The sequence below is a fragment of the Actinoplanes sp. ATCC 53533 genome, from assembly GCF_003947245.1.
This window is the reverse complement of the sequence record NZ_QHHV01000176.1, coordinates 1-26,923: the sequence shown is the minus strand read 5'-3', so window position 1 is coordinate 26,923 and position 26,923 is coordinate 1. Positions and strand designations below refer to the sequence as shown.

Below are 26,923 nucleotides of genomic sequence, written 5' to 3'. Positions count from 1 at the left end.
TCTCCTGGGTGATCTAGCGAGTGCACTGCCGCGAGATTAGTCGTTGGCCAGGTCGGCCCGGTACAGAACCACCTGGTCCGGGTGTACCCGGGGACAGGCCACCCCGGCCCGGGCGAGCGCGGCGCCGGTGAGGATCCGGCCCGAGCGGTCCGCGCCCCACCACTGCGGGGCGATCAGCCCGGCGGGTTCCGCGCCGACCAGGACCGGCCGGATCCGGTACCGGCCGTCCGGGTCCAGGCCGCGCAGCCGCAGCCGGACCGCCGGGTCGGGCAGGACGCTGTCGGTGATCGCCATCGCGAACAGGGCGCGGGACCGGTCCGGCGCGACGACGCCGTGCACCAGGATGCGGTCGGGGTAGCCGTCCATCCGCACGAGGTCCCCGCCGAGCAGCAGGTCGCGCTCCCGCTGGAAGTACGTCACCCACTCGCGCAGTTCGGCGGTCTCGGCCGCGGTGGCCTCGGTCAGGTCCCACTCGATGCCGAGGTGGCCGAAGATCGCGGTGCCGGCCCGGAAGGCCAGGTCGTGGCGCCGCCCGGTGACGTGCGAGCGGCCGGAGGCGATGTGCGAGCCGAGGTATTCCGGCGGCACCAGCTGGGTGCTCCAGCGCATCATCCGCTGCCGGTCGTGCGGGTCGATGTTGTCCGAGACCCAGACCCGATCGGTACGCTCCAGCACCGCCAGGTCGACCCGGGCACCGCCGGAGGAGCAGGACTCGATCTCCAGCCCCGGGTGCGCGGCGCGGATCTCGTCCAGCAGCCGGTAGAACGCCAGCGTCTGGGCGTGCACCCCGGGCCGGCCCCGGTCGGTCTGGGTGCCCGCCTCGATCAGGTCCCGGTTGTGGTCCCACTTGATGTACGAGATCGCGTACTCGTCGAGCACCGCCAGGATCTGCGTCTTGACGTGCTCGTAGGCCTCCGGGATGCCCAGGTTGAGCACCTGCTGGGTGCGCGACTCGATCGGCCACGCGGCGCGCGCCGCCATGATCCATTCCGGGTGCGCGCGGGCCACGTCGGAGTCCGGGTTGACCATCTCCGGCTCGAACCAGAGGCCGAACTGCATGCCCAGTGCCCGGACCCGGTCGACGAGCGGGTGCAGGCCGCCCGGCCAGACCTCCGGCGAGACCACCCAGTCGCCGAGCCCGGACGTGTCGTCGCGGCGGGAGCCGAACCAGCCGTCGTCCAGCACGTAGCGTTCGACGCCGGCGGCGGCCGCGCGCTCGGCCAGGTCGATCAGCCGGTCGGTGTCGTGGTCGAAGTAGACGGCTTCCCAGACGTTGATGGTGACCGGGCGCTGGGCGGACACCTGCGGGCTGCGCGCGCGCAGGTGCCGGTGGAAGCGGCGGGCGACCTCGTCGAGGCCGTCGCCGTACGCGCCGTAGAGCCACGGGCTCTCGTAGCTCTCCCCGGTCGCCAGCCGGATCTCGCCGGGCAGCAGCAACTCGCCGCCGCCGAGCAGCCGCTCACCGCTGTGCACCTGCTCGGCGTAGTGCGTGTGGTTGCCGCTCCACGCGGTGTGCACGGCCCAGATCCGGCCCGCCTCGAAGCCGAACCCGGCGGTGCCGGCGTGCAGCAGGTAGGCGCTGTCCGCGCCGGTGCGGCCCTTGCGGTTCTCCCGCAGGTGCGTGCCGACCGGGAACGGCGCCCGCACCGGGACCCGTTCCTGGTTGTGCCGGCCGGCGAAGTCCAGCACCTCGGCCGCCTCGGCCGGCACCGGGAACGCCAGGACGAGATCCTCACACGCGTACGGCTGATCGGCGAGGTTGCGGACCGCCGCGCGGGCCCGGAGCAGCCCGGTGGGCAGCAGTTCGAGGACCAGCCGCAGCTCCAGCCGGCCGGCGTCGTCCACGGCCCGGACCTCCACCCGGCCGGCACCGCCCGCGTGGAACGCGGGTGCCGGGGCGCCGTCGACGAGGATCTCGGTGACCAGGAACGCGGGGGACCAGCCGGCGCCCGCGAACGAGCCGCGCAGGCCGGGCCGGCCGGTCCAGCCGGTGTCGTGCCCGGGCAGCAGGGCCACCCGCGGCCGGATCTCGGGGTCGTTGGAGCCGGTCACCGGCTCGGCGGTCGCGACAAGCGCCTCGGCCTGGCCGGCGTCGAGGCCGGGAAGCGCCTCACCCCAGTAGGCGAGGGCGGGAAGCCGGCCGGCGGTCGCCTCGATCAGGACGGTGACCCCGTCCGCGGTCAGGGCGATGAGCGAGCCTGTTTGCATCCCGCCACCCTAACGACAGCATGATCGGGTGGTGGCGGTCGGCCCGCCCGCCACCCGATCAAGCACGCTGTGTGTCGGCTCAGCCTTCCAGGCGGGTGCGGAGCCAGTCGTGGAAGCCGGCGAGGTGGTGCTCGCTCGGCACCAGCACGCCGCCGCGGGCGTACGCGCGCGACGCCATTCCCGGCTGGCAGCGCTCGCAGGCGTCGAAGTCCTGCCGGTTGACCCGGTCGAAGAGCTCCACCGAGCGCGACAGGTCCCGGCCCTCGGCCACCACCTCGGGCAGGTACAGCCAGTCGCACTCGACCACGGTCCGGTCCGCCGCCAGCGGGTACATCCGGTGCAGGATCACGTGGTCCGGCACCAGGTTGAGGAACACCTGCGGCTTGATGGTGATCGCGAAGTACCGCCGGTCCTGGGCCTGGTCGAGGCCGGTGATCCGGGTCACCCCGGCGCCGCCGTCCACCGTGAAGCCCTCGACATTCGGCCCGAACTCGGCGCCGTGGCCCACGTAGTACTGGGCCGCGTAGCCGCCGGCGAACTCCGGCAGCACCCGTACGAGCTCCGGGTGGATCGTCGCGCAGTGGTAGCACTCCATGAAGTTCTCGATGATGAGCTTCCAGTTGGCCCGGACGTCGTAGCGGATCCGCCGGCCCACCGTCAGGTTCTCGATGCCGTAGCGCTCGACCGCCGCCAGGTCGCCCAGCCGTTCCTCGCAGGCGCCCTGCACCGTGTCGGAGAACGACGGCGGCGTCTCGGCCAGGCTGACCCAGACGTAGCCGAGCCACTCGCGCACGTGCACCGGGTTCAGGCCGTATTCGACCCGGTCGACGTCGGGCATCTTCACCAGGTTCGGGGCCGCGACCAGCTTGCCGTCCAGATCGTACGCCCACGCGTGATAGGTGCACCGGAACGTGCGCTTGACCGACCCGCTGTCCTCGGCGCACAGCAGCGCCCCGCGATGCCGGCAGACGTTGAGGAACGCCCGGGCCTCGCCGTTCCGGTTCCGGGTCAGCAGCACGCTCTCCCGGCCCACCTGGACGGTCCGGAACGCCCCCGGGGTGCCGATGTCCGCCCCGCGCAGCGCGCAGAACCACATCTGCTCGAAGATCCGCTCCTGCTCGGCGGCGAAGATCGCAGGATCGGTGTAGTAGGTACCCGGCAGGGTCCGCAGCAGGCTGGCGGGCAGCTCGGTCATGGTCATGTGGTCACCCCTGTGCGGCGGCGTGGGTCGAAGAGGTCGATCAGGTGCCCCGTGGTGGCCGGGCCGGCCGGGATCTCGCGGACCGGCCCCACCACGATGACGTCGAATGCGGTCACGATGGCGCCTATCGCCGGATGCGTTCGTGCTTCGGGTCGAACAACGGCTCGGCCGCCACCCGGGCGGATAGAAGCCGGTCGAAGTAGCCGACCTGCACCGCTGTGCCGGGCACCGCGACCTCGGCCGGCAGCCAGGCATAGGCGATCGGCGCGCCCACGGTGTGCCCGTACGCCGCGCTCGTGACGAAGCCGGCCGGCTTGCCCTGCGCGTAGACCGGTTCGCGGCCCAGCGGCACGCAGCCCTCGTCGGCGAGGACCAGGCAGGTGAGCAGCCGCGAGGGCGCGGGCCGGTCCAGCAGGGCGGCCCGGCCGAGGAAGTCACCCCGGTCGAGCCGTACGGCGAAGCCGAGCCCGGCCTCGTACGGGTCGTCCTCGGCGGTCATGTCGGTGCCCCAGGCCCGGTAACCCTTCTCCAGCCGCAGGCTGTTGAACGCGGCCCGGCCCCCGGCGACGACCCCGAGCCCGGCGCCGGCCTCCCACAGCGTGTCCCACAGCCGCTGGCCCAGCTCGGCGGTGGTGTAGATCTCCCAGCCCAGCTCGCCCACGTACGACAGCCGGAGCATGGTGACCGGCACCGCGCCGAGATGCGCGCGCCGGGCCTTGAAGTAGCCGAAAGCGCCGTGCGAGACGTCGATGTCGGCCAGCGGCGCGACCAGTTCCCGGGCCAGCGGCCCCCACACGCCGACGCAGCAGGTGGCGCCGGTGATGTCGCGGATCACCACGTCGGCCGGCTTGTGCCGCAGCAGCCAGTCGAGATCGAGGGGCCCGTTGACGCCGACCTGGAAGCGGTCGGTGGCGAGCCGGGCCACGGTCACGTCGCTGCGGACCCCACCGGCGGCGTCCAGCAGCAGGGTGTAGACCACCGTTCCGACCGGCCGGTCGAGGTCGTTGCTGCTGAGCCCCTGCAGGAAGGAGACCGGGCCGGTCACCTCGAGGCGGGTCAGCGGGGTCATGTCGTACAGGGCGACGCGCTCGCGGGTGGCCTGGGCCTCGGCCGCCGCGATCGGCGACCAGTGCCGGGCCGACCAGTCGTCGCGCGGCGCGGCGACCCGGGGGAGCCCGGCGTTGGCCTCGTACCAGAGCGGGCGCTCCCAGCCGGCCGCCTCCCCGAAGACGGCGCCCAGCTCGCGCTGCCGGGTGTGGAACGGACTCACCCGCAGATCCCGGACCGAGGGCGGATCGAGCGGGTGGATGATGTCGTACACCTCGACGAAGCTGCGCACCGAGCGTTCCCGCACGTACGCCGGCGACAGCTGAGAGACGTCGAAGCGGTTCAGGTCGCACTCGTGCAGATCGACGCCCGGGCGCCCGTCGACCAGCCACTCGGCCATCGCCCGGCCCACGCCCGCGGAATGGGTCACCCACACCGCCTCGGCCGTCCAGAAGCCGCGCACCAGCAACGACTCGCCGAGCAGCGGGAAGCCGTCGGCGGTGAACGAGAAGACGCCGTTGAAGCCCTCCGCCACCGTGCTGCCGCCCAGCGCGGGCAGCAGTTCGGCCGCGGCCGTCCACGACTCGGCGAAGTCGGCCGGGGTGAAGGCCAGCATCGACGGCTGCGGGCCCTCGGCCAGGTCGGTGAGCGCGACGGGCATCGGCCGGTGCAGGTAGGAGCCGATGCCGAGCCGGTCGCCGTGCGAGCGGAAGTACAGGTCCCGGTCCTGATGCCGCAGGATCGGGGCGGGCAGCGGGCCCGGCAGTTCGCCGGTGCGGACGTACTGGTGCGCCATGGGCAGCAGCGGCACCGACACCCCGGCGAGGGCGCCGACGGCGGGACCCCAGAAACCGGCGCAGCTGACCACGATGTCGGCCGGGTAGGTGGCGTCGTCCGTGCGTACCCCGGTCACCCGGCCGTCGATCTGCTCGATCGCCACCACCCGCTGGTGCGGCAGGAACCGCGCGCCGCGGGCCATGGCCCGGCGGGCCTGGGCCTCGCCGGCGTCCACCGCCCGGGCCAGCCCGTCGCTCGGCACGTGCAACCCGCCCAGCACGTCGCCGAGCAGCGGATAGTGCCGGCGGCAGGCCTCCGGGCCGAGCAACTCCGCCTCGATGCCCCAGGCGGTGGCGAAGCCGTGCCGCCGCTGCAACTCCCGCAGCCGCTCCGGCGTCGTCGCCACCTCCAGGCTGCCCACCGCGTCGAAGCAGCCCAGCTCGGTCAGCTTCGCCACGGTGTACTGCGCCAGCCGGGCCATCGTCCGCGACGGATTGGTCTGGAAGACCAGCCCCGGCGCGTGCGAGCTGGACCCGCCCGTGCTGAACAGCGGTCCCTGTTCGAGCACGGTCACGTCGGTGCGGCCCCGCAGGGTGAGCTCGTCAGCCAGCGCACAGCCGACGATGCCGGCGCCGATGATGACGATCGTCACGGCGTGCCGGCCTTACCCGTGCAGCGATAGCGACATCTCATGCCTGTTTCCCTTCGATCAACGAAACCCCGGGGGCGAGCGGCGGGAGCACGATCGTCGGGCAGGCCCGCGGCGGCGGGGCCGCGCGGGACAGCGGCGCCGGCGGCCGCGGGTGGACCGAGGCCATGGCGGGAAACGCGGTGGCGACCACGACCACGTAAAACCCGTCTGCGTCCAGTGCGGGCCACCTCTCCGTCGCTCCGTCGTCACAGGATCAACACCCTCGGTGGCGCCGGTCAATGGCGGATCGAGACTTTTACCGTGACGCAACAATCCGCATTCCGCGGCCTTACCCGGATGCCGGCTGCGGTGCAGCTCATGGAGCCTGCCCGGCCGGATTCCCCGCGTCTAGGGCATGACCAACACGTGGACTGCCGGGTCCGGCCCGCCGGCGAGCCGGGCTACCGACCGTGCCGCATGCCGCGGACCATGCGGATCTCCCGCACCCCGCCCTCGATCTGGGCCGTCCCGTCGGCGATGAAGCCGTGTTTGCGGTAGAACGCCTGTGCGCGAGGGTTCGGGTCGGCCACCCACAGCGCCGCCGACTCCTCCGGATCGACGACCGCCTGCAGCAGCGCCGGCCCAGCACCCGTGCCGTGATCGGCTGCCCGCACGTAGAGCACGTACAGCTGCCTCGCCCACGTCGCCGCGGCGTCCAGAGGCGGGCCTGACATGGCGATTCCGATCAGCTCGCCGGCTCGCTCGGCGACAGCCACGCGGTTTTCGCGATAGCGCTCATCGGTCAGCGCGGCGGTCCAGAACCGCTCCCGGGCGGCGGGGAAGCCCGGGTCGTCGAGGACCGCGTCCGGCATGAGTCCCCGGTACGTCTCCTGCCAGCACCGTACGTTCACGCGCGCCATCCGCTTGACGTCCTCGACCCGAGCCGGGCGAACGGTCAGCGCGGAACTCACCGACGAAGCGTAGGCCGCCGGCCGCCGCCCCCGCATCGGGATGAGTCCCGCCGGTGATCAGGCGGCTGCGCCGTAGCGGATGATGCGGGTGCCTCCGCCGGCGCGTCCGCCCGCCCACCGCGACGTCAGCCGGGATGCGCTCCGCCCACCGGCGACCGCGGCCGGCGCGGGGCAGCCCTTCGCCAGGTGGAGGACGGCGCTGAGCGCGGACAGCGCGAGGGCCACCTGCCAGGCGCGGAAGTTGCCGCGCCGCAGGCCCGCGCCGAGGTAGATGAGCAGGACTCCGACGATCCCGGTCGCGGCGCGCGCGGTCACCATGCTCGCGGTCGGCACCAGGCCGGCCAGCAGCGGAAACTGCTGACGCCCGGCGGGCAGCACGGACAGGACCGCGTTCACCAGGCCGACCAACTGCACCATCCGGGCGACCGCCCGGCGGGCCGAGGGCGGCCGGGCCGACCACGTCCGCGGTGCCGCGGTGCGCGTCTCGGCCCCCGTGGGCGCCCGTTCCTCGATGACTGTCGACATGCCACTCCCCTTTCACCGAAAGCCTGTGGAGTCTGTCCTGCCGGGGGACCATGGGCATCTGCCCTGAGGACGCAAAGCGGGCGCTGGACTACGACTTTCGGGGGAGGAGGACCTGCTGACCCGCTCGCGCATCTGCCGTCCGGGCCTGATCGACCCCGCCGGACGGCGGGGGTGGGTCCGGCCGGGCGGCGGGGTGGCGCCGGAATCGCGGTAGATGCGCCCGTGTCCACCGTTGCGGGATCTTGTAGTGGTGAATGCCCGCACCTGTCCGGTGCCGCGCGGAAGGTAGGCGCCGGACCGGGAACCCGGCCGGTGGTGGGGGTGTCTCTGTCCATGGCGGCACGGCGATCGATGACGTGCGCCGCCGGCGAGCCGGCGACACCGAACCCTCTGGAGGATGTGCCGTGACGACGCGCAGGAAGGTCATCGTCTACGCCGTGTCGGCGTCGACGCTGACCCTGGCCGTACCCCTCGGCGTCGGCGTGCCGACCACCGCGGACGCCGAGGTCACGCCGCGGCGGCCGGGCACCCGGCCGCCCACCGCGGTGGCCGTCGGGACGGACGCCGAGAAACTGGTGCTGGAGGTGACCCCGGCGAACCGGGTGGTGGTGCGGTTGCCGCGGGTCGAGACCGGCCAGGGCATCACGACCGCCGCCGCGATGCTGATCGCCGAGGAGCTGGACGCCCGGCTGCGGGATGTCGACATCCCGCTGGCGGACGCCCGGACCGACGGGGGTAACCAGTACACGGGCGGCTCGAGTTCGGTGCGCACGCTGTACGACCCGGCGCGCAAGGTGGCGGCCGTCGCGCGGGCCCGGCTGGTCACGGCGGCGGCCCGGCAGTGGCGGGTTCCCGCCAGGACCTTGCGCACCGAGAACACGATGGTCATCGCGCCGGACGGGCGGACGGCGACATTCGGCTCGCTGACGGCGGCCGCCGCCCGGATCAGCCGCCCGGATGTGTCGAGTGCGCCCAAGCCGGCCGGCCGGCACCGGATCATCGGCCGCCCCGCCACCCGGATCGACGCCCGTGACCTGGTCACCGGCGCGGCGAAGTACGCCGGTGACCTCGCGGTGCCCGGCGCGATGCCGACCGTGGTGGCCCGGCCGCCGACGTTGGGCGGGACGGTCGCCACGGTCGACGACACCCGGGCGCGGGGCATGCCGGGCGTGCTGGCGGTGGTGCGGATCCCGAGCGGAGTCGCCGTGCTCGCCCAGACCTTCCACCACGCCATGCAGGCCCGGGAGGCGTTGCGGATCACCTGGAAACCGGGCCCGATGGCGGCGGTGTCCGACGCTCAGATCCGGTCCCGGCTGCGGGCGGCGCTGCCGAGGCCGGCCGCGCCGCCGCGCGGGTCGACGCAGGTGCAGGGCGAGTTCGAGTTCGCCCTCGTCAGCCACGCCCCGATGGAGGTGCTGACCGCGGTCGCGGATGTCCGGGCCGACCGGGCCGAGCTGTGGTTCTCCACCCAGACGCCGACCGACGCCCGGGGGAGTCTCGCCGAGGCGCTGCGGCTGCCGGAGCGCTCGATCAAGGTGCACGTCGTGCGGGGCGGCGGCTCGTTCGGGCGGCGGCTCAGCTACGAGGCCGCAATCGAGGCGGCGCTGATCTCGAAGGCGGCGCGGCGGCCGGTCAAGCTGATGTGGAGCCGCACCGACGACATGCGGCACGGTGGGATGCGCCCGGCGACCTGTCACCGGGTGCGGGCCAGCCTGGCCCGCGGCCGGGTGGTGGCGTCGGCGCACGACTCGGCCTCGGTGGACGAGCTGGCCCTGCCGATACCCACGGGCGCCTGGCGGTCGGTGGATTCCGGCATGTCGCGCACGGCCGACGAGATCATCACCGACGAGACGGCCAAGGCCCTCGGCAAGGACCCGGTCGCCTACCGGCGGGCCCTGCTGCGCGGCACTCCGCGAGCCGTGCTGGACAAGGTCGCCGCCGCCGGCCGGTGGGGCCGCCCCCTGCCGGCCGGCTGGGGGCAGGGCGTGGCCGTGCACGAGGAGTACGGCTCCACTGTGGCCTGTCTCGCGGAGATCGACGCCACGGATCCGCGCGACCCGCGGGTGGTCGCGGTGACGGTGGCGGCCGACGTCGGCACCGCCGTCAACCCGCGCGGGCTGGAGGCCCAGCTCATGGGGGCCACCATGGACGGCATCTCCACCATCCTCTACGCCGGTCTGCACATCGACCGCGGGGCGGTCCGGGAGGGCAGCTTCGCCGACTTCCGGTACGCCCGCCAGCGGCACAGCCCGCTGCGGTTCGCCGCCCACATCATGCCGTCCCGGCGGCCTCCCGGCGGGGCCGGTGAACTGGCCGTCCCGGCGGCGGCCGGCGCGGTGGCCAACGCGTACGCCCGGGCGACCGGCACCCGTCCGCGCCGCTTCCCGATCGTCTTCTGAGGAGCCACCCCATGCCCCAGCACTCCTTCGAGCTCAACGGCAGACCGGTCACTGTGGACGCACCCGACGACATGCCGCTGCTGTGGGTGCTCCGCGACCTGCTCGCGGTCACCGGCCCCAAGTACGGGTGCGGCGTCGGCGTCTGCCGCTCCTGCACCAGCCACCTCGACGGCGCCGAGATCCAGCCGTGCGTCGTACCCGTGAAGGACTGCGCCGGCCGCCGGGTGACCACCATCGAGGGCCTGGCCTGCGGCGACCGGCTGCACCCCGTGCAGCAGGCCTGGCTCGACTGCGACGTCGCCCAGTGCGGCTTCTGCCAGCCCGGACAGATCATGGCCGCGGTGGCCCTGCTGAACCGCACACCGCGGCCGACCGACACCGACATCGACAAGATCGAGAACGTGTGCCGGTGCGGCACCTACCCCCGCGTCCGGAACGCCATCAAGCGGGCCGCCGGCCGTGGCTGACCCCCGACGTCGGCTCGCCGCCGCCCTGCTGCTGGTCGCCGCCGCCGTGGCGGGATGCGACGCCGGGCCGACCGGCTCCGCGCCGATGCTCGTACAGGTGGAGGCCCCCGGCTCCGCACCCGCCGCGGTCGCGGCACCGAACGGCGTGGACCTGCTGTTCGCGAAGATGATGGTGGCGCACCACGCGCAGGCGGTGTCGATGAGCCAGAGCGTGCTCGCCAAACCGGGCCTGCCGGAACGGGTCCGGAACATCGCCGGCTTCATCGCGCGGGACCAGCGGCGCGAGATCGACGAGATGAACGAGTGGCTGCGGGCGTGGGGCCGATCGCCGGTCGACCCCGCCGATCCCGCCGTCGGCCGGCTGCACGGCGCCGGCGCCGGGCACGGCATGCTGACCGACGCGCAGCTCGCGGAGCTCGCTCAGGCGGCCCCGGGCCCGCGGCCGTGCTGTACCTGCGCCACATGATCGAGCACCACCTCGGCGCCATCACCATGGCCCGGTCGGCCCTCGACGGCGGCACCAACGCCTACATCCGCGGCCTCGCCGGACACATCGTCAACGAGCAGTCCGCCGAGAACGAGGCCATGAGCCGGCTCCTGGCCGAGCGCCGCTGACATCCGCACAGACTCGCGATCCGCTCCCTTCGGGCGGACGCACCCTTCCCTCGTGCCCGGGCGCCGGGATCCTCGGCGCCCGGGACCAGACAGAAAGGAGCACAGTGGACGACCAGCAGGACGAAACGAGACCCGCCACCTCTCGGAGGCGGCGACTGATCTGGGGCGCCGCCATGACAGCGGCGGTGTCGGCGGTCATCGTGGTCGCCGCGCTGGACGCCTCCGCGGCGCCGACGCCCGGCCCCAGTGCCCGGGCCGCCGCCGAACCGGCCACCGTGTCGAACCCGTCGCCCGGGCCGGCGCCGGTGACCGGGGTGGGAGACGATCCGTTGACCGGGCCGGAGGTGGACAGGGCCCGCGCGGTCGCGCTGGACCCGCGACTGCTCGCGTCGGCGCAGGACGTGACCGGCGCGAAAGGCGCGGAGTATCTGTCGTGGGAGATCATCGAGGGCGGAACGGGACGCGACGCCGCGTTCTACTTCTACGACTACCGCACCGATGAACTCGTCAAGCAGGTCGTCGACGTGACCGGCGGCAAGGTGACCGGTTCGTTCCGGGCCAAGGGCATGCAGTTGCCCGCGTCCGACCGCGAGGTCGCCACCGCCCTGGACCTGGTGCTCGCCGACCCGGTCGGCGCGGACGTGCGCGCGGTCTACACCCAGGTGACCGGCAAGCCCTGGAGCGGCAAGGACAAGCTCGCGGTGGAGGCGCACACCTACCGCGCGCGACCGGCGGACACCGAGGCCGGCGAGTGCGGCGAGCACCGCTGCGTGCAACTGGTGGCCCGGGTCACCGACGGCCCGTTCGTCGATCTCAACGACATCATCATCGACCTGTCCGGGCGCACCGTCGTCCGCGTGAAGTGACGAGGTATGCGAACGTGACCTCCCGATTCACCTACCTGACCGGTGCGGCAGCCCTGCTGGCCGCCCTCGCCGTCGCCGCCCCGGCGGCGCAGGCCGCCCCGTCCGTGCCGCCCGCCCCGCCCGCACCGGCCGCGCCGTGCAACGCCGACTCGCTGGTCAAGGAGACCCTGCCCAGCGGCACCACCTGGCAGATGTGCTGGCGGATCCACCGGTTGCACGGCCTGATACTGGAGAAGGTCTTCGTCTCCTCGCCCCGCTACCCGCAGCCGGTGCAGGTGCTCGGCTCGATCACCGTGGCCCAGCTGAACGTGCCCTACGACAACGGCGAGACCGAGTACAACGACATCACCGACTACGGGTTCGGCGGTGAATACCTGCAGACCCTGGGCGGGGACGACTGCAAGGGCGGCTCGGCCCGGGTCGGCTCCGACAACGCCCCCGAACCGGCACGCCGCGCCGCGCTGTGCGTCTCCGCCGAGCCTTCCGGACTCGCCTATCGGCTGGAGAACCCCGACCAGGACCGGCCGCCGCTCGCCAAGCAGGGCCACGACCTGGTCCTGAAGGCGATCAGCAAGGTCGGCTGGTACGAATACATCACCGAATACCGCTTCGGCGACAACGGCCGCATCACCGCGCGGCTCGGCGCGACCGGTGACCTGTCGCCCGGCGACTACACCACCTCGGACAAGGGCTGGCCGATCGGCAAGGGCGCTCGCGCCTATGCCTCGAACCACTACCACAGCGCGTTCTGGCGGGTCGACTTCAACATCGCCGGCGCGGGCAAGGAGAAGATCGAACAGTACGACACCAAGCGGGCCGGTAACGGTGCCGGATCGGCGATCCTCAAGACCACCAGGACGGCCGTCGGCAAGGAGGGCACCTTCACCAAGGCCAACCGCCGGTGGTGGCGGGTGGTGAGCCCGACCAGCAAGAACAAGGACGGTCACCCGCGCTCCTACCAGCTGGAGACCGGCGCCAACGACCCGTACGAGGCGCACCCGGAGACCACCCCGGACGTCACCTTCACCCAGCAGCGGCCCTGCGAGCGCTTCGCCACCGGCAACGCCGACCCGCAGTGCCGCACCAGCAAGACGATCCTCGACTACGTCCGGAACTCCGAAACGCTGACCGACCCGGTCATGTGGGTCCGGGTCGGCTTCCACCACGTGCCCCGCGACGAGGACCAGAGCCCGATGCCCGTGCACTGGCAGGGCTTCGACCTCACGCCGCGCGACTTCACCGAGACGAACACCCTCACCCCGCCCGAACGCGGCGGCGTCAACGGGCAGCCCAGCGGCGCCCCGTAGGCACCACCGGGCAACCGCCGGTCGCCGCGACGCCCCCTCGCCGCGACCGGCGGCCCGCCTGCGCGGCCACCGGTGGCCGGGCACCTGGTCCGAACGCCGATCGCGCCGGCCGTCGTCGCCGGTAGTTTGAGAGCATGGCTCGCTATGGCGCCCAGTACGGGCCCGACGTCACGTTCCTCGGGGTCGGTCGGTGCGATCTCGGCGACCCGCCGTCGTTCGCCGGTGCCGATGCTGTCATCGTCGGTGCGCCGTTCGACGGCGGTACGTCGCATCGGCCCGGCACCCGGTTCGGTCCGCAGGCCATCCGGATGACCGACTATCTGCCGCACGACGGTTCCCGGCCGAGCCTGGCGCTGCGCACCGATGGTCTGCGTGACCTCCGCGTGGTCGACGCCGGTGACGTCGAGATGTATTCCGGTGACATCGAGACGGCGCTGCCCGCGCTGGAGGCGGCGGTGGAGGCGGTCGCCCGGGCCGGGGCCGTGCCGGTGGTGCTCGGCGGCGACCACTCGATCGCGTATCCCGATGCCAAGGGGGTCGCCAACGTGCTGGGCCACGGCCGGGTGTCGGTGCTGCACTTCGACGCCCACGCCGACACCGGCGACATCGAGTTCGGTTCGCTGTGGGGCCACGGGCAGCCCATGCGCCGGCTCATCGAGTCCGGGGCCGTGCGCGGCGACCGCTTCCTGCAGATCGGCCTGCGTGGATACTGGCCGCCGCCGGAGACCCTCGACTGGATGGCCGGCCAGCGGATGCGCTGCTACGAGATGACCGAGCTCGGTCACCGTGGCCTCGAGGCGTGCCTGACCGAGGCGTTCGGCATCGCCACCGACGACTGCGACGGGGTGTTCCTCTCCGTCGACATCGACGTCTGTGACCCCGGCCATGCCCCGGGCACCGGCACTCCCGAGCCGGGCGGGCTCACCGCCCGCCAGCTGCTCGACTCCGTGCGCCGGATCTGCCTGGAGCTGCCGGTCGTCGGGATGGACGTGGTCGAGGTCAGCCCGCCCTACGACCACGCCGACATCACCGCGGCCCTGGCCAACCGCGTCGTGCTCGAGGCGCTGTCGGCGATCGCCCGCCGGCGTCGGGACGCCCGCGACGGCACCCGTTGGGATCCGGCCCGGCCGCTGCTCGCCGGGCGCCGTCCCACCGAGGACGACCGTCGCTGAGCCGACCGCCGACGCCCGCGCGGCTAGTCCGCGTACTCCCAGTGGGGTGGCTTGACCGGCGCGTGGATGGTCGGCAGCAACGCCACCCAGACCGCGAAGATCGTGGTCAGGGCCGCGTAGACGTACGGGCGTTCGCCGCCCAGCACGAAGAGCGAATACCACGCCGGGGGCCAGACCTCCTCGGCCAGCGGGGCCGCGAGCTCCCGTGCCACCAGCAGGAAGGCCGCCGGCACCAGGGCGAACAGCACGACGGTCGGCGCCGACACCCGCACCGCGGCGCGGCCCCGGCGTGCGCCGACCCGCCGGTACAGCGAACACGCGGCGAGCCACCCGGCCGCACCGGCCACCATTCCCGCGGCCAGGAGCAGCATCGTCGGCGCATGCGGGTACGTCGTGTGCCGCACGTCGTACCGGCCGCTCGTGCGGTCGCTGTAGCGCGACGCCCCGAACTCCAGCAGCAGGCCGCCGGTGTGCGCGGTGAAGCCCCACGCGGCGTCGGTCGGTCGGCTGTCGACGCCACCGGGGACGAGGACGGAGTGTACGTCTTCGTCGATGGTCCAGCCGGCCTCGGCGAGCCGGTCGCGGGCGGCGACGGTGTCCGCCCTCAGCTCCCGGTCGACGGGCATCGACGACACCGTGAACAGTGCGCCGCCGGATCGCCAGTCGCCGTCGGCGTCCTGCTCGAACGCCGGTGCGTCGGGGCTGCCGGTGACCACGAGGCCGGGGAAGACCGTCTCCTGCAGCGCCTGCGACCCGGCCGCCGACAGCAACGGCGGTGGCGGGTCCCAGGCGAGCCGGCCCGCCACGGCGGCGCCGAACAGCGCCGTGACGAGCGTGAACGCGGCGATCAGCGGATATCCCCGGACGCGCCGGGGCAGGGCGACGGCCCATCCGCCGTGCGTACCCGGAGCCGATCTCGCGACCAGGTAGAGCGACGGCAACGTCAGGAAGGCCGTCAGCAGGTAACGCGCCCGGGACCGGCCGTCGAGCTGGGCGAGATCGCCGAGCCATTCCGCGCGCTGGCGGTCGCGGAAGCCGGCCGGAAGCAGCCGGGCGAGGGCCCCGGCGACCAGGGACGTCACCACGCGAGCTCGCCGCCCGCGGCCCGGGAAGGGCGCTTGCGGGCGAGCGCGGCCCGGCCGGCCTCGATGCCGTCGGCGGTCAGCCGGTAGTAGCGCCGCCGCGGCCGGCCCGCCGCCGACACGTCGATGTCCTCGAGGCGGCTCTCCAGCCAGCCGGCGTTCTCGAAGGCGACCAGAATCGGGTAGACGCTGCCGGGCTCGACACCGGCCTGCAGCGCGAGGTCGAGCCCGTACCGTTCCCGGGCCGGATCATCGAGCAGCGCGCGCAGCATCAGCAGCCGGGGAACGGTCATCCTTCGAACACCCATTAGCTTATTCTGCATAGGGGGGTGTGCTCGTGGCAACCACGATGGCCGCGGGCTCACGTGTCGGGCACGCCGCCGTCCCACGGTGCCGAGAAGGCCATGGCGGCGCCGGGCTCCGCCGTCACCCACCGGATCAGGACGGTGGCCGCCAGTTGAAGATCGGATCCGTCTGGCGCAGGAGCATGTTCGGTCCCAGTTTCTGGGCCACCGCCATGGCCGTGTCGCGGAGCCCGGCGACCGCCGGGTGGGCCAGATTGGCGAGCCGGGCGACCCGCCGGGACGCCGCCGCGATCGCGGTCGTGCGCGGCAGCCGCTCGGCGGAGTAGCGGGCGAGCCCGTCCGGCGAGCCCGCCCGGGCGGCCAGCACCAGGGCGTCCTCGATCGCCTGGCACGCGCCCTGCCCCAGGTTCGGCGTCATCGCGTGCGCCGCGTCGCCGAGCAGCGCCACTCTGCCCTCGTGGAACCGGGGCAGCGGCCGGTCCAAGCAGCGGATGTCGGTGCGGAGCACGTCCCCGGCGGCCGCGACCAGCTGGGGGATCGGATCGTGCCAGCCGCCGAACCGCCGGGCCAGGTCAGCCTGCTCGTCCGGTGCGGTCTGCCCGGCGGGTGCCGGAGCCGTGGCATAGCAGTAGATCCGGCCGTCGCCGAGCCGCGCCACGCCGAACACCTGGCCGTTGCCCCAGGTCTCCGACGGCGCCGGGGCGCGGGGCGGGCACGGCACCACGAACCGCCAGCTCGTCACCCCCGTGTAGACCGGCCCCGGATGGTCGGGGAACAGCTTCCGGCGTACCGGTGAATGCAGTCCGTCGGCCGCGACCACCAACTCGGCCGTGCGGTCGCCGTCCGCCGTGACCACCCGCCCGTCCGGCGCGTCGACGTCCGAGGCCGTAAGGCCGAGGCGGAGCGTGCCCGGCTCGAGCGCCTCGGCCAGCAGGGTGACCAGCGCCGCCCGGTGCACCGCGATCGTCGGATGGCCGTAGCGTGCCTCGGCGACGGCGGTGTCGGCCCGGATGATCCACCGGCCGTTCCGGCGCTGGACGCCGGCCGAGCCCTCCAGCGCGGCGAGTTCTCGCAGGCGGTGGCCGACGCCGAGGAGATCGAGCACCTTCAGGGCGTTCGGCGCGATCGCCAGGCCGGCTCCGACGTTCTCACACGCCGCCGCGCGTTCGATGATCTCGACCTGCCAACCGCGGCGCTGCAGCGCCAGGCCCGCGGCCAGTCCGCCCACGCCTGCGCCGATCACTGTCGCGCGTGCCATCGCCGGGCCCTCATCTCGTCGACATGGTCGCTCACCCGCGGCCCTCTCGGTCCAGGATGCCTGGCCCGAGCGGACCGTCCGGCGATTCCGCCGATGTCAGGATGCCGGGAAGCGGATGCCCAGCGCCGGGAACGCCTTCGTCGCCGTCCGGGCCGTGCCGGCCGGCGCGGTCACCCCGAACGCGGTCAGCGCCAGGCTCAGCAGGGCCGGCCCGAAGTCGCCGAGCCACGGGTTGACCGAGACGGTGAGCTGGGTGGCGGCGTCGGGCGTGGAGAACGAGTAGCTCAGGTATCCGAAGATGCCGCCGGTGTGCCCCCACAGGGTCGGGCCGCCCGGCAGCTGCTCCTGGTAGATGCCCAGGCCGTAGTTCAGCTCGCCGGTGGGGTTGCCGAGCATCTCGGCGAGCTGCGCCCGGCGCAGCAGCCGTCCGCTCAGCAGGCAGCGGTAGAAGCGGTTGAGATCCGCGGTGGTGGCGATGAGCTCCCCCGCGGAGTGCGCCATCGACGGGTTGATCTCGGTGAAGTCCACCGCTACGACCTCGCCGTTCCGCTCGATCGGCTCGTATCCGTGCGCGTGCGGGCCGTGGATCGCGATGTCCGTGCCCGGCAGTTCGGTGCCGTGCAGGCGGAGCGGGCGCAGGATGCGCTTGGCGACCTCGGCGGCGTACGGGCGTCCGGTGACCCGCCGCACGATCATGCCCAGCAGGATGTAGTTGGTGTTGGAGTACGCCCAGGACGTGCCGGGCTCGAACACCGGCGGCCGGGCGGCCGCGAGGGCGACCAGTTCCGCCGGCCGGAACGTGCGGTATCGCGCCGCCAGGACGTCCTCGATGGTCTCGAACAGGACATCGGTGTAGTTGAACACCCCGCTGGTGTGCTGCAGGAGGTGCCGGATGGTGATCCGCGCGCCGTTGGGGATCGCGCCAGGCAGCCAGCGCTCCAGCGTGTCCTCCAGGCGCAGCCGCCCCTCCCCGGCCAGTTGGAGCACCACGGTCGCGACAAAGGTCTTCGTGATGCTGCCGGCCCGGAACCGGCCGTTGGCCGGCGCCGGAGTCGGGCGCCCCAGCCGGGCCACCCCGCTGGCGCCACGCCAGCTGCCTGACGGGCTGTCCACCCGGGCCAGCGCGGCGGTGGCCCCGGTGGCGACGATCTGGTCCAGCGCCGCCTGCAGCGCGGTGCGGTCCAGGTCATCGGGTACGGCGGCAGCGGCTTGCGCGCGGGACGGGGCACCGACGGTCGCGACGAGCGTCGCGGCGGCGGAACCGGCGAGCATGGATCGACGGGTTGGCATCGTGAATCTCCCCGAGTTCGGTCACTACGGACACCTGTCGAGGCTGGCACTCTGAGTGACGTGGGTCAATGTCCGGGCGCCCTGGTCGATCCCCTACGGGTGGTCACCCGCACCGCTACGGCCCGCACGCCCTGGTGGAACGGGCCGCCGAACCGGGCTCGGCACCGTCCTCGCGCGAGGCTGGCTTTCCGCGTCGCGCGTCGTGGGTCCGCGTGCCGGTGTCGGCCCTCGCCAATGTCCGGAAACGCCATGAAATTTCTCACTGTTGATGTCTTCCGTTGCGAGCCGTGCCGCTGCTAGCTTGTCCCCTGTGGATCTGACTTAAGCTGAAATTAAGCAAGGGGTGTTGTTTGTCGGCATCCGCGGGTTTTGTTGCCAATTGATGACGACGAGCGCGCCGGCCGGGGGAGCGGTGCGCCCCGTTGTCATGCCGATAAATGCCGGGTGGGCGTGGGGTTTCACAGGGCCGAATACCAATCGGCACACAGCGTGTCGCTGATACGCGGCACGAAGGCGACAGCCGCGGCCAGAAACGCGGCCGAACGGTCACCGGCGAGCCGCCCGGGACACCGCCGCCGTGCCTGCCCTGACGCACGCCGGCGAGCGCCGGACGCACTTCGCTCGGGCCGGTGAATACGAGCGCGGGCTGCGGTCGGCGCACGGTTCCGCCCGCCGACCGGATCCCCGGTGCGGCGGGGACGCCGGCGGCTCCGGTCAACGGCGCCGTTGACCGGCTCGGCCGGCGCGGCGTGCGCCGGCACGGTCCTGGGGCTCTCCGGCCCCGACCTTGACGGCCCGCCCGGGGCCGGTCGCGGCGGCGAGCTGTTCCGGATCATCAGGTTTCACACCGTGCACCTCGACGCCGTGCGGCGCGTCGAGGCGACGCGCGCGCAGCACGAGCCGGCCGGCGGAGCGTACTGAGCGATCACGGGTTGTTCGGGAACGGGGACGTCGAGGATGGGGAACGTTGGATGGTACTGCTCTACTTCGTCGCCGTACTCGCGGTGGTCGTGCCGGCGGTCGCGGGGCCCGTCCTGGCGTACGGCCCGGCGCGGCGGCTGGCGTACGGCCGGGTAGCGGCCCGGACGGGCACGGCCGTTGACGGCCTGATCGGCGCGCTCGGCCGCCCGGTGACCGCGGTCGCGGTGCTGCTCGCGTGCTCGGCGGCGGTGGTCGCCGTGTTCTGGCCGCTGGGCGAGATCGCGCACTGGCTGGAAGACACTGTGGACCGCCCGGTGCTGACCTGGGTGATGAGCCGCCGCAGCGCCGGCTTCGAGTCGTTCAACTGGGTCTACACCGCGCTCGGCGACCGGGGACCGCTGAAAGTGATAACGGTCGCCGGCGCGCTGATCTTCGCGGTGCTCTGGCGCCGGCGGTGCTGGATCCCGTTGCTGGCGATCCCGGGTGCCTTCGTTCTGGAGCAGTATGTCCAGGCCATCCTCACGACCATGGTCGACCGCGGCCACCCGCCGACCGGCCTGGGCAGCTATCCGTCCGGCGGGGTCGCCCGGATCGTCATGACGATCGGCGCGCTCGCGCTGTTCGCGGTGCACACCTGGCAGCTCGGCCGCGGGTGGCAGGTGGCGCTCGGCACGGTCGTGCTGGTACTGGCGACCTACGAGGGCTACTCCCGGATCTACGTCCAGAAGCACTGGCTGACGGACGTGATCGGCGGCCTGTTGTTCGGCCCTGCCCTGTTCCTCGGGTACGCGCTGGCCGTCGGGGTGCTGGTGAACAGCGCGGTAGGGGCACGCGGAGAAGCTCAGCGCGTGCTGGAACCCGCGCTGTGACGGCCCTGCTGGTCGCGTCCAGCGGCGGGCACCTCGCCGAGTTGCACGACCTGGCGCCGCGGCTCGGCGTCGGCGACCGCCGCTGGGTCACCTTCGACAGCCCGCAGAGCCGGTCGTTGCTGGCCGGCGAGGACGTCGTGTTCGTGCCGCCGGCCACCAGCCGGGACCTCGTCGGCGCGGTCAAGGACCTGCTGGTCGCGCGCCGGATGTTCGGCCGGCGCCAGTACGACCGGGTGATCAGTACCGGGGCCGGCGTGGCCATGTCGTTCTTCCTGCCCGCGACCGCGGCCGGCCTGGAGTGCACCTACATCGAAAGCGCGACCCGCACCCGCGGCCCGTCGCTGACCGGCCGGCTGGCGGCCCGGATGCCACGGGCCCGTCTCTACACGCAGCATCCGTCCTGGGCCGACGACACCTGGCGGTACGGCGGGTCGATCTTCGACGCGTTCGGCGCCGAGCCGATCGCCGAGCCGCGGCCCGTACGCAAGGTGGTGGTGACCCTGGGAACGCAGGACCGTTTTCAGTTCCCGCGGCTGCTCACCCGGCTCGTCGAGATCCTGCCCCCGGCGGTCGACGTGCTCTGGCAGGTCGGCGCCACGGTGATCGGCAAGATGCCGGCCGGCGCCCGCCACCAGGTGCCGAGCGCCGAGTTGCACCAGGCGATGCGGGAGGCCGACGTGGTGATCGCCCATGCCGGCGTCGGCTCGGCGCTGGCGGCGATGCAGGCCGGCCGCCGGGCGCTCGTCGTCCCGCGGCGCCGCGCGCACGGCGAGCACGTCGACGACCACCAGGTCGAGATGGCCCGCGAACTGAGCCGCCGAGACCTGGTCGTCGCCCGCGAGGCGGCCGAGATCACGCTTGCCGACCTGGACGAGGCCGCCGCCTGGACCGTCCGGGCCAGCCCCGTGGTCACGCCGTTTCGGCTGAGTCCGTCGTGACCGAATCCAGAGCCGCCGGAGGCCGGGCCTCCGGCGGACCGCTCAACCGCACGCACCAGCCGGCCGGCCACCGTTGGCACAGCGGCGCCCGGCCGAAGCAAGGGGAGAAACGCCAATGGATGTGACCGATTCCCGTGCGGGTAGCCGCCAGCGCGTCGTCGGCTTCGCCGACGTCGTCCGGATTCCCCTGCGCCGGTGGCGGACCGTGCTGTCCGTCGCCGAGGTCGTCCTGCTCGCGGTCAGCGCCTATCTGGTCTTCTTCCCGGCCACCTACCGGGCCGTCGCCGTCGTCGTGCTGCGGCCCGTGGTGACCGACCCGTTCACGCTGCCGAACAGCGGTGCCGACCGGGCCATCAACATGACCGCCGAGAACGGCATCGCGCAGGGCAACGACGTCATCGATGCGACCGCCCGTACGCTGGTCCGCAGCGCCGACGAGGTGCGCGACGCGCTCACCGTCGAGGTGCCGACCGGCGGCCAGGTGTTGCGTTTCGGCTACGCCGACGACGCCGAGGACGCCTCCATCACCGGCGCGAACGCGGCCGCCCAGACCTATCTGCAGGTGCGCCAGGGCATCTACAAACAACAGCGGGCCGCCCTGCTGCGCTCCTACGACAGCACCATCAAGCAAGTCACCGACCAGCGTAAGGCCGCCCAGAAGGACCTGCCGGAGAACGGCTTCGGCGCGAACCCGACCTCGCCGCGCACGCAGGCGATCCTCGACCAGGTCAGCGCGCTGAACGACCAGATCGCCCAGCTGGAGAACGCCCGCGCGAAGGTGGCCTCCGCCGATCTGAGTCCGGGTTCGATCACCGCCGCGGCCCGCGCGCCCGTGCCGTCCAGCCGGGACGCCGCGGTGCTCTACCTGATCGGCGCGCTGCTCGGCGGCATGCTGCTCGGGATGATCGCCGCGCACGCCCGGGAGGCGCTGGACCGCCGGATCCGCGCGATCGACCAGGCGGCCGACCTGATCGGCGTGAGCCCGCTCGGCGTGGTGCGCTCCCCGGGCAAGCGGGGCAACGAGGCCGCGGTCGCCGCCGACGCCCGGTACGTGTCGCTGGCCGCGCTCAAGTGGATCGACCGGCACCCCGACCAGCCCCTGGTCGTGCTCTCGGGCCGCGACGACGAGGGCCGGGCGACGGTGACCGGCAACCTGGCCGTCGCGCTGGCCGCGGCCGGCCACGACGTCTGGCTGGCCGCGGGCGCCGGCACCGCCGGGGAGTTGAAGGACATCGTGTACGCGGCCCAGCACCGCACGCCGCCCCGGCCCCGCGCGGTGCCCCTCGCCGAATCCGGCGTGCCCACCGACCACCGGCTGAACGGCTCCACGGCCGCCCACCGGCTCGGCGGCAGCCCGGGCTCGCCCGTCGCCGGCCCAGCCGCCGGCGTGACCCGGGCCGGCGGCACCGGCCTCGGCCCGGGCACCGACCTCGACACCACGATGGTGATGGCGGCCCTACGGCCGGCCCCCGCGCCCGGGTCGCCGGTCACCGTGGACGAGTACGGCCTGGAGCGCCGCCCGGTCTCCGTGCTGATCGGCAGCGGCGTGGTGCGGCTCTGCGGCCTGGGCGAACAGCCCGCGCGGGGAGTGGTCGTGGTGGACGCGCCGCCCTCGGACGCCGACGAGACCGGCGTTCGCCTCGCGCAGTCGGGCGGGGCCATCCTGGTGGTGGCCCGCGACCGCACCCGCAGCGCGGAGCTGGTCCGGCTGGTCGACCGGCTGCGGTCGGCGGGCGCGCAAACCGTCGGCTTCGTGCTGACCGGAGGCCGCAATGGCTGACCTTCCGGCGTGCCCGCCGCCCGCGACCTCGGGGACGGTCACCAGGTCGAGCGGCCCGGGCGCGGCCGAGGCGGTCGGCGTCTACCCGCCGGTCAGCGTGATCGTCGCGACCCTCGACCGGCCCGGCCTGCTGGAGCGGACGGTCGCCGGCATCCTCGGCCAGAACTATCCCGGCACGATCGAGTGCCTCGTCGTCTACGACCACGTCCCGGTGCGCGAGCTGGACCTGCCGACCGGGCCGAACCGTACGCTCAAGGTGATCGCGAATGCCCGGCGACCGGGGCTGCCCGGTGGCCGCAACAGCGGCGTGGACGCGGCCACCGGCGAACTGCTCGCCTTCTGCGATGACGATGACGTCTGGCTGCCGGCCAAGCTCAGCCGCCAGGTCGCCCGGCTCGCCGATCCGGCGGTCGGCGCGGTCAGCTGCGGGCTGCGGCTGCGGGGTCCCGGCATCGACGCGGAACGGGTGCTGGACCGGTCCTGGGTCACCTTCGACGAGTTGCTCCGTGACCGGATCATGGAAGTGCACTCCAGCACGATCCTGATCCGCCGGTCGACCTGGTCCGCGGCGGGCGAGGTCGACGAGGAGATTCCCGGCGGTTACAGCGAGGACTACGACTGGCTGCTGCGGGTGGCCGCGCAGGCCCCGATCGCCGTCTGCCCGCAGGCGCTGGTCATCGTGGACTGGCACGGCGGCTCGTTCTACTTCGGCCGCTGGACGACCGTCGTCGAGGCCCAGCGGTATCTGATCCGCAAGCATCCCGCGCTGGCGAGCAGCCGCGCCGGGCTGGCCCGGATCCGCGGCCAGATCGCCTTCGCGCTGGCCTCCGGCGGGCGCCGCACCGAGGCGGTCCGCGAGCTGGCGGCGGTGCTGCGGCTCAACCCGGCCGAGGTACGGGTGCCGGTCACGGTGCTGGTCATCCTCGGTCTGGTGACCGGCGAGCGGGTGCTGCGGATGGCGCAGAAGCGGGGGCGGGGTGTCTGAGACGGTCGTGCGTGGCCGGCGGGCGCGCTGGTCCGCGCGGGCCAGCGCGCCGAGCCGGGCCAAAGCGGTCGCGCCCGTCGGCCCCGGTGTCCTGGACCTCAAGGCCTTCCCCGCCGCGAAGACCGGGCTGCCGCTCTGGCCGTTGACCGCCATGTTCGGCCTGATGCCGGTCTGGTGGTCGCTCGGCATCTGGTACTTCGCCTGGCCGTTCTTCGGTCTGCTGCTGTTCGTGCTGCTCACCGCGCGTGGCAAGGTCCGGGTCCCGGCGGGCGGCGTACCCTGGCTGATCCTGCTCGGCATCGTGCTGATCAGCGCTGTGCGGCTGGCGAAGGTCACCCAGGTCTCCGTCTTCGGCCTGCGGTTCGGATATCTGTGCACCGCGTTCCTGGTCTGCCTCTACGTCTACAACCTGGCCCGCGACCAGGTGCCGTGGGGGCGGATCGCCAACCCGCTCTGCCTCTACTGGTTGTCGATGGTCATGCTGGGCTGGCTCGGGGTGCTGGCGCCGAAGCTGAGCCTGCCCAGCCCGTTCCTGCTGGCGCTGCCGGACGGGATGGCGAACGAGCGGTTCCTCACCGACGTCGCCCGGATCGACGCGACCGAGTTCAACCCGGTCAGCGCCAACCCGATCTACCGGCCGGCCGCGCCGTATCCGTACACCAACAACTGGGGCACCGCGTACGCGTTCCTCGTGCCCTTCGTCCTCGCCTGCCTGACCTCGCTGCGGAGCGGGCCGATGCGGATCGCGCTGCTCGTCTCGCTGCCGCTGTCGATAGTGCCGGCGTTTCTCACGCTCAACCGCGGCATGTTCATCGGGCTCGGCGCCGGCGCGCTCTACCTGCTCGGCCGGGAGATGCTGCGCGGCCGCGTGCGGCTGCTGCTGCCGGTCGCCCTGATCCTGCTGATCGGCTGGCTGGCCACCCTGTTCATCCCGGTCGTCGACCTGATCACCCACCGCACGTCCACGACGGACACCACCGCGGACCGCTTCGACCTGTACCGGCAGACCTGGGCCGCGGTGCTGCGCTCGCCGCTGCTCGGCTTCGGGCAGCCGGGCTCGGTCGACACCACGCACGCCGCCGAGCCGCTGGGCACCCAGGGCATGACCTGGCAGGTTCTCTACAGCCACGGCATACCCGCGGTGCTCTGCCTCTACCTGCTGCTCGCGGTGGTCGCGTGGCGGATGGCGGCGGCCGTGACGCCGACCGGGTTGTTGCTGAGCTCGCTGCCGATCATCGCGGTCGCGGTGACGCCGTTCTACGCGTTCATCGACCCGAACATGTCGGTGTTGTTCTTCGCGGTCGGGTTGGGCCTGGCGGCGGTCGACGGCCCGGTCAACCGGATCGCGCGGGTGGCGTGGCGGTGACCGTCACCGAGCCGCGGCGCAGCACCCGCGCCGGCACCGCCGCGCTGCTGGGCGCGGCGGCCAACGGCGTGTTCGGTTTCGTGCTCACCACGGTCATCCTGCGTGCCTTCACCCCGGCCGAGTCGGGCGCGCTGTTCAGCGTCATCGCTCTGGTCACGATCGCCGGGGCGATCTGCTGTGCCGGGGCGGACACCGCGCTGGTGTGGGCGCTGCCGCGGCAGCCGGGTTCGGGTGGCCGGCTGGTGCCGGTCGCCCTGCTGCCGACCGTCGCGTTGTCGTCGGCCGTCTGCCTGGGCGGCGTCGCCTGGTCCGGGCCGATCGCCCGGGCGTTGCTCGACGGGGAGTCCTCGACCGGGCTGGTCCGGCTCGCGTTCGTGGGCGTACCGGTGGTCGTGGTGTCGACCGTGCTGCTCGCCGCCGTGCGGGCGAGCCGGCCGGTCGGCGCGTACGTCCTGGTGCAGTTCGTTTTCGTGCCCGCCGCCCGGCCACTGGCGGTGATCGGCGCGGTCGCCGCCGGCGGCGGTGTGCTGCTCGGCTTCGCGGGCTGGCTGCTGCCCCTCTCCGCCGCCGCGGTGCTCGCCCTGGTGCTGGTCGCGCAGCCGCTCTCGAGGCCCGCGCCGGGCGACTGGCGCACAGTCTGGTCGTTCGCGCTGCCGCGGGCCGCCTCGGCGGCGATCGACGCCAGCAGCATGTGGGTCGGCGTGCTGCTGACCGGGGCACTGGCGACCCAGGCCGAGGCCGGCGTGTTCGCCGCCGCCGGCCGGTACGCCCTGGCCGGCCTGCTGGTCATGCAGGGCTTGCGGGTGGCCGTCGCCCCGCAGCTGTCCCGGCTGCTCGGCGCGGGGTCCCGGGCCGAAGCCGCCCAGGTGTACCGGCGCACGACCCTGGGCATCGTGCTGCTGTCCTGGCCCGCCTACCTGCTGTTGGCGGTGTACGCGCCCGCGTTCCTGGCGGTTTTCGGGCCTGGGCTGCGCGGCGCGGCCGCGCCGCTGGCCGTGCTGGCGCTGGCCATGCTCGTCAACGTGGGCGTCGGGCTGGTCCAGACCGTGCTGCTGATGAGCGGCAACAGCCGCGCCCATCTGCGGGCGACGGCGGCCGGGCTGGCGCTCAACCTGGTCGCGGCCGTGCTGCTGATCCCCGGGTACGGCGCACTGGGCGCGGCGGTCGCCTGGTCGCTCGGCATCGTCGGCGAGAACGTCCTCGCGGCGGTGCTCGCCCGGCGGGCCCTCGGCGAGCCACTGCTGTCGGCCGCGCTGTGGCGCGTGGCCGCTGCGGCTGGCACGGCGACGGGGCTCGCTGCGCTGCTCGGCATCGTGGTAGCCGGGCGCGGGCCGGCGGGGCTGGCGATCGCGCTCGGCCTGCTGCTGGCCGGCTCGCTGGGCTCGCTCGCCGACCGGCGGGTCCGGGTGGCGCTCGCCCGGGTGCGTGGCACCGTGCTGACCGGGAGGTCATCGTGAAGGATCGCCTCAAGGACCTGGCCCCCCGCCTGGCCCGCGAACAACTCCGTGACCTGCTGGTCGGCTACGGCGAGCGGACGAGCGGCCGGCGGCCCCTGCCCGACTTCCTGATCCTCGGCACCAAGCGCGGCGGCACCACCTCGCTCTGGCGGTACCTGATCCGGCATCCGCTCGTGCCGCGCCTCTTCCCGGCCTGGAACACCAAGACCTCGCACTACTTCGAGGACAACTTCAGCCGCGGCGAGGCCTGGTACCGCTCGCATTTCCCGACCTCGCGCCGGCGGGCCGCGCTGGCCCGCAAGCACGGTGGGCCGGCCAAAGTGGGCGAGGCGGCGCCGCTGTACATGTACCACCCGCTGGCCGCCGAGCGGGTCGCCGCGCTGATCCCGGGTCCGGATGATCGTGCTGCTGCGGGATCCGGTGGAGCGGGCCTACTCGCACTGGAGGAACGGCGCACCGAGGGGGTGGAGCCGCTCAGCTTCGCCG

General features: G+C 73.4%; 21 protein-coding genes and 2 pseudogenes. 14 read left to right on the top strand and 9 right to left on the bottom strand.

The genetic code is table 11. The annotated features are described in order from the left end of the window. Positions 1-36 precede the first annotated feature (36 nt). From DMB66_RS43795 to DMB66_RS43775, 5 genes are all read right to left on the bottom strand, one after another. Entirely contained in the window at positions 37-2,208 is a 2,172-nt protein-coding gene (locus tag DMB66_RS43795; RefSeq protein ID WP_125810027.1) for an alpha-galactosidase, read from the bottom strand. A 79-nt stretch (positions 2,209-2,287) separates the two neighbouring features. Beyond that, the gene (locus tag DMB66_RS43790) at positions 2,288-3,409 is read right to left on the bottom strand and encodes an aromatic ring-hydroxylating dioxygenase subunit alpha (protein ID WP_125810026.1); all 1,122 of its coding nucleotides are present in this window, start codon (positions 3,407-3,409) and stop codon (positions 2,288-2,290) included. 124 nt (positions 3,410-3,533) lie between these two features. Continuing rightward, complete coding sequence (locus DMB66_RS43785; protein ID WP_233625271.1) at positions 3,534-5,885, bottom strand: FAD-dependent oxidoreductase; 2,352 nt, start codon at positions 5,883-5,885, stop codon at positions 3,534-3,536. Between the two features lie 440 nt (positions 5,886-6,325). Beyond that, positions 6,326-6,835 carry a GNAT family N-acetyltransferase gene (locus DMB66_RS43780; protein ID WP_233625270.1) on the bottom strand — a complete coding sequence of 170 codons (510 nt, stop codon included), beginning with the start codon at positions 6,833-6,835 and terminating at the stop codon, positions 6,326-6,328. Positions 6,836-6,892: 57 nt separating this feature from the next. Then, a complete protein-coding gene (locus tag DMB66_RS43775; RefSeq protein WP_125810025.1) occupies positions 6,893-7,360 on the bottom strand; it encodes a hypothetical protein in 468 nt (155 codons plus the stop codon). 404 nt (positions 7,361-7,764) lie between these two features. On the opposite strand from DMB66_RS43775, the gene DMB66_RS43770 reads away from it, so the two are divergent. The 6 genes and pseudogenes from DMB66_RS43770 (at position 7,765) to speB (ending at position 14,186) form a co-directional block, all read left to right on the top strand. Further along, positions 7,765-9,759 carry a xanthine dehydrogenase family protein molybdopterin-binding subunit gene (locus DMB66_RS43770; RefSeq protein ID WP_199752971.1) on the top strand — a complete coding sequence of 665 codons (1,995 nt, stop codon included), beginning with the start codon at positions 7,765-7,767 and terminating at the stop codon, positions 9,757-9,759. Between the two features lie 11 nt (positions 9,760-9,770). Next, a complete protein-coding gene (locus DMB66_RS43765; RefSeq protein WP_125810024.1) occupies positions 9,771-10,226 on the top strand; it encodes a (2Fe-2S)-binding protein in 456 nt (151 codons plus the stop codon). A gap of 85 nt (positions 10,227-10,311) precedes the next feature. Next, positions 10,312-10,841: pseudogene (locus DMB66_RS66215) on the top strand (DUF305 domain-containing protein). Positions 10,842-11,014: 173 nt separating this feature from the next. Beyond that, positions 11,015-11,707, top strand: a complete 693-nt coding sequence (locus DMB66_RS43755; RefSeq protein WP_125810022.1) for a hypothetical protein — start codon at positions 11,015-11,017, stop codon at positions 11,705-11,707. 14 nt (positions 11,708-11,721) lie between these two features. After that, on the top strand, positions 11,722-13,014 hold the full coding sequence (locus DMB66_RS43750) for a primary-amine oxidase (RefSeq protein WP_233625269.1): 1,293 nt from the start codon (positions 11,722-11,724) through the stop codon (positions 13,012-13,014). A gap of 134 nt (positions 13,015-13,148) precedes the next feature. After that, complete coding sequence (gene speB / locus DMB66_RS43745; RefSeq protein ID WP_125810021.1) at positions 13,149-14,186, top strand: agmatinase; 1,038 nt, start codon at positions 13,149-13,151, stop codon at positions 14,184-14,186. Between the two features lie 23 nt (positions 14,187-14,209). On the opposite strand, the gene DMB66_RS43740 is transcribed toward speB, so the two are convergent. The 4 genes from DMB66_RS43740 to DMB66_RS43725 all read right to left on the bottom strand — a co-directional run bounded on the left by DMB66_RS43740 (position 14,210) and on the right by DMB66_RS43725 (position 18,121). After that, complete coding sequence (locus DMB66_RS43740; RefSeq protein ID WP_125810020.1) at positions 14,210-15,271, bottom strand: hypothetical protein; 1,062 nt, start codon at positions 15,269-15,271, stop codon at positions 14,210-14,212. Then, positions 15,265-15,561 (bottom strand): PadR family transcriptional regulator, encoded by a 297-nt coding sequence (locus DMB66_RS43735; protein WP_125810019.1) that lies wholly within the window; start codon positions 15,559-15,561, stop codon positions 15,265-15,267. The genes DMB66_RS43740 and DMB66_RS43735 overlap by 7 nt, the downstream gene beginning before the upstream one ends. A 145-nt stretch (positions 15,562-15,706) precedes the next feature. Continuing rightward, positions 15,707-16,831, bottom strand: coding sequence for an FAD-dependent monooxygenase (locus DMB66_RS43730; RefSeq protein ID WP_125810018.1), 1,125 nt, complete (start codon positions 16,829-16,831; stop codon positions 15,707-15,709). A 96-nt stretch (positions 16,832-16,927) separates the two neighbouring features. Continuing rightward, complete coding sequence (locus DMB66_RS43725; protein ID WP_233625268.1) at positions 16,928-18,121, bottom strand: serine hydrolase; 1,194 nt, start codon at positions 18,119-18,121, stop codon at positions 16,928-16,930. Positions 18,122-18,808: 687 nt separating this feature from the next. Between DMB66_RS43725 and DMB66_RS43720 the strand changes: the two genes are divergently transcribed. The 8 genes and pseudogenes from DMB66_RS43720 to DMB66_RS43685 form a co-directional block, all read left to right on the top strand. After that, positions 18,809-19,042, top strand: coding sequence for a hypothetical protein (locus tag DMB66_RS43720; protein ID WP_125810017.1), 234 nt, complete (start codon positions 18,809-18,811; stop codon positions 19,040-19,042). A gap of 50 nt (positions 19,043-19,092) precedes the next feature. Continuing rightward, complete coding sequence (locus DMB66_RS43715) at positions 19,093-19,911, top strand: phosphatase PAP2 family protein (protein WP_125810016.1); 819 nt, start codon at positions 19,093-19,095, stop codon at positions 19,909-19,911. Next, complete coding sequence (locus tag DMB66_RS43710; RefSeq protein WP_125810015.1) at positions 19,908-20,849, top strand: glycosyltransferase; 942 nt, start codon at positions 19,908-19,910, stop codon at positions 20,847-20,849. The genes DMB66_RS43715 and DMB66_RS43710 overlap by 4 nt, the downstream gene beginning before the upstream one ends. Positions 20,850-20,964: 115 nt before the next feature. Further along, complete coding sequence (locus DMB66_RS43705; RefSeq protein ID WP_125810014.1) at positions 20,965-22,629, top strand: hypothetical protein; 1,665 nt, start codon at positions 20,965-20,967, stop codon at positions 22,627-22,629. Beyond that, positions 22,622-23,614, top strand: a complete 993-nt coding sequence (locus DMB66_RS43700) for a glycosyltransferase family 2 protein (RefSeq protein ID WP_125810013.1) — start codon at positions 22,622-22,624, stop codon at positions 23,612-23,614. The genes DMB66_RS43705 and DMB66_RS43700 overlap by 8 nt, the downstream gene beginning before the upstream one ends. Then, entirely contained in the window at positions 23,607-24,980 is a 1,374-nt protein-coding gene (locus DMB66_RS43695) for an O-antigen ligase (protein WP_233625267.1), read from the top strand. Before DMB66_RS43700 ends, DMB66_RS43695 begins: the two co-directional genes overlap by 8 nt. Further along, complete coding sequence (locus DMB66_RS43690) at positions 24,977-26,437, top strand: lipopolysaccharide biosynthesis protein (protein WP_125810012.1); 1,461 nt, start codon at positions 24,977-24,979, stop codon at positions 26,435-26,437. Before DMB66_RS43695 ends, DMB66_RS43690 begins: the two co-directional genes overlap by 4 nt. Beyond that, positions 26,434-26,923: pseudogene (locus DMB66_RS43685) on the top strand (sulfotransferase); the annotation flags it as partial. The gene DMB66_RS43690 and the pseudogene DMB66_RS43685, both read left to right, overlap by 4 nt.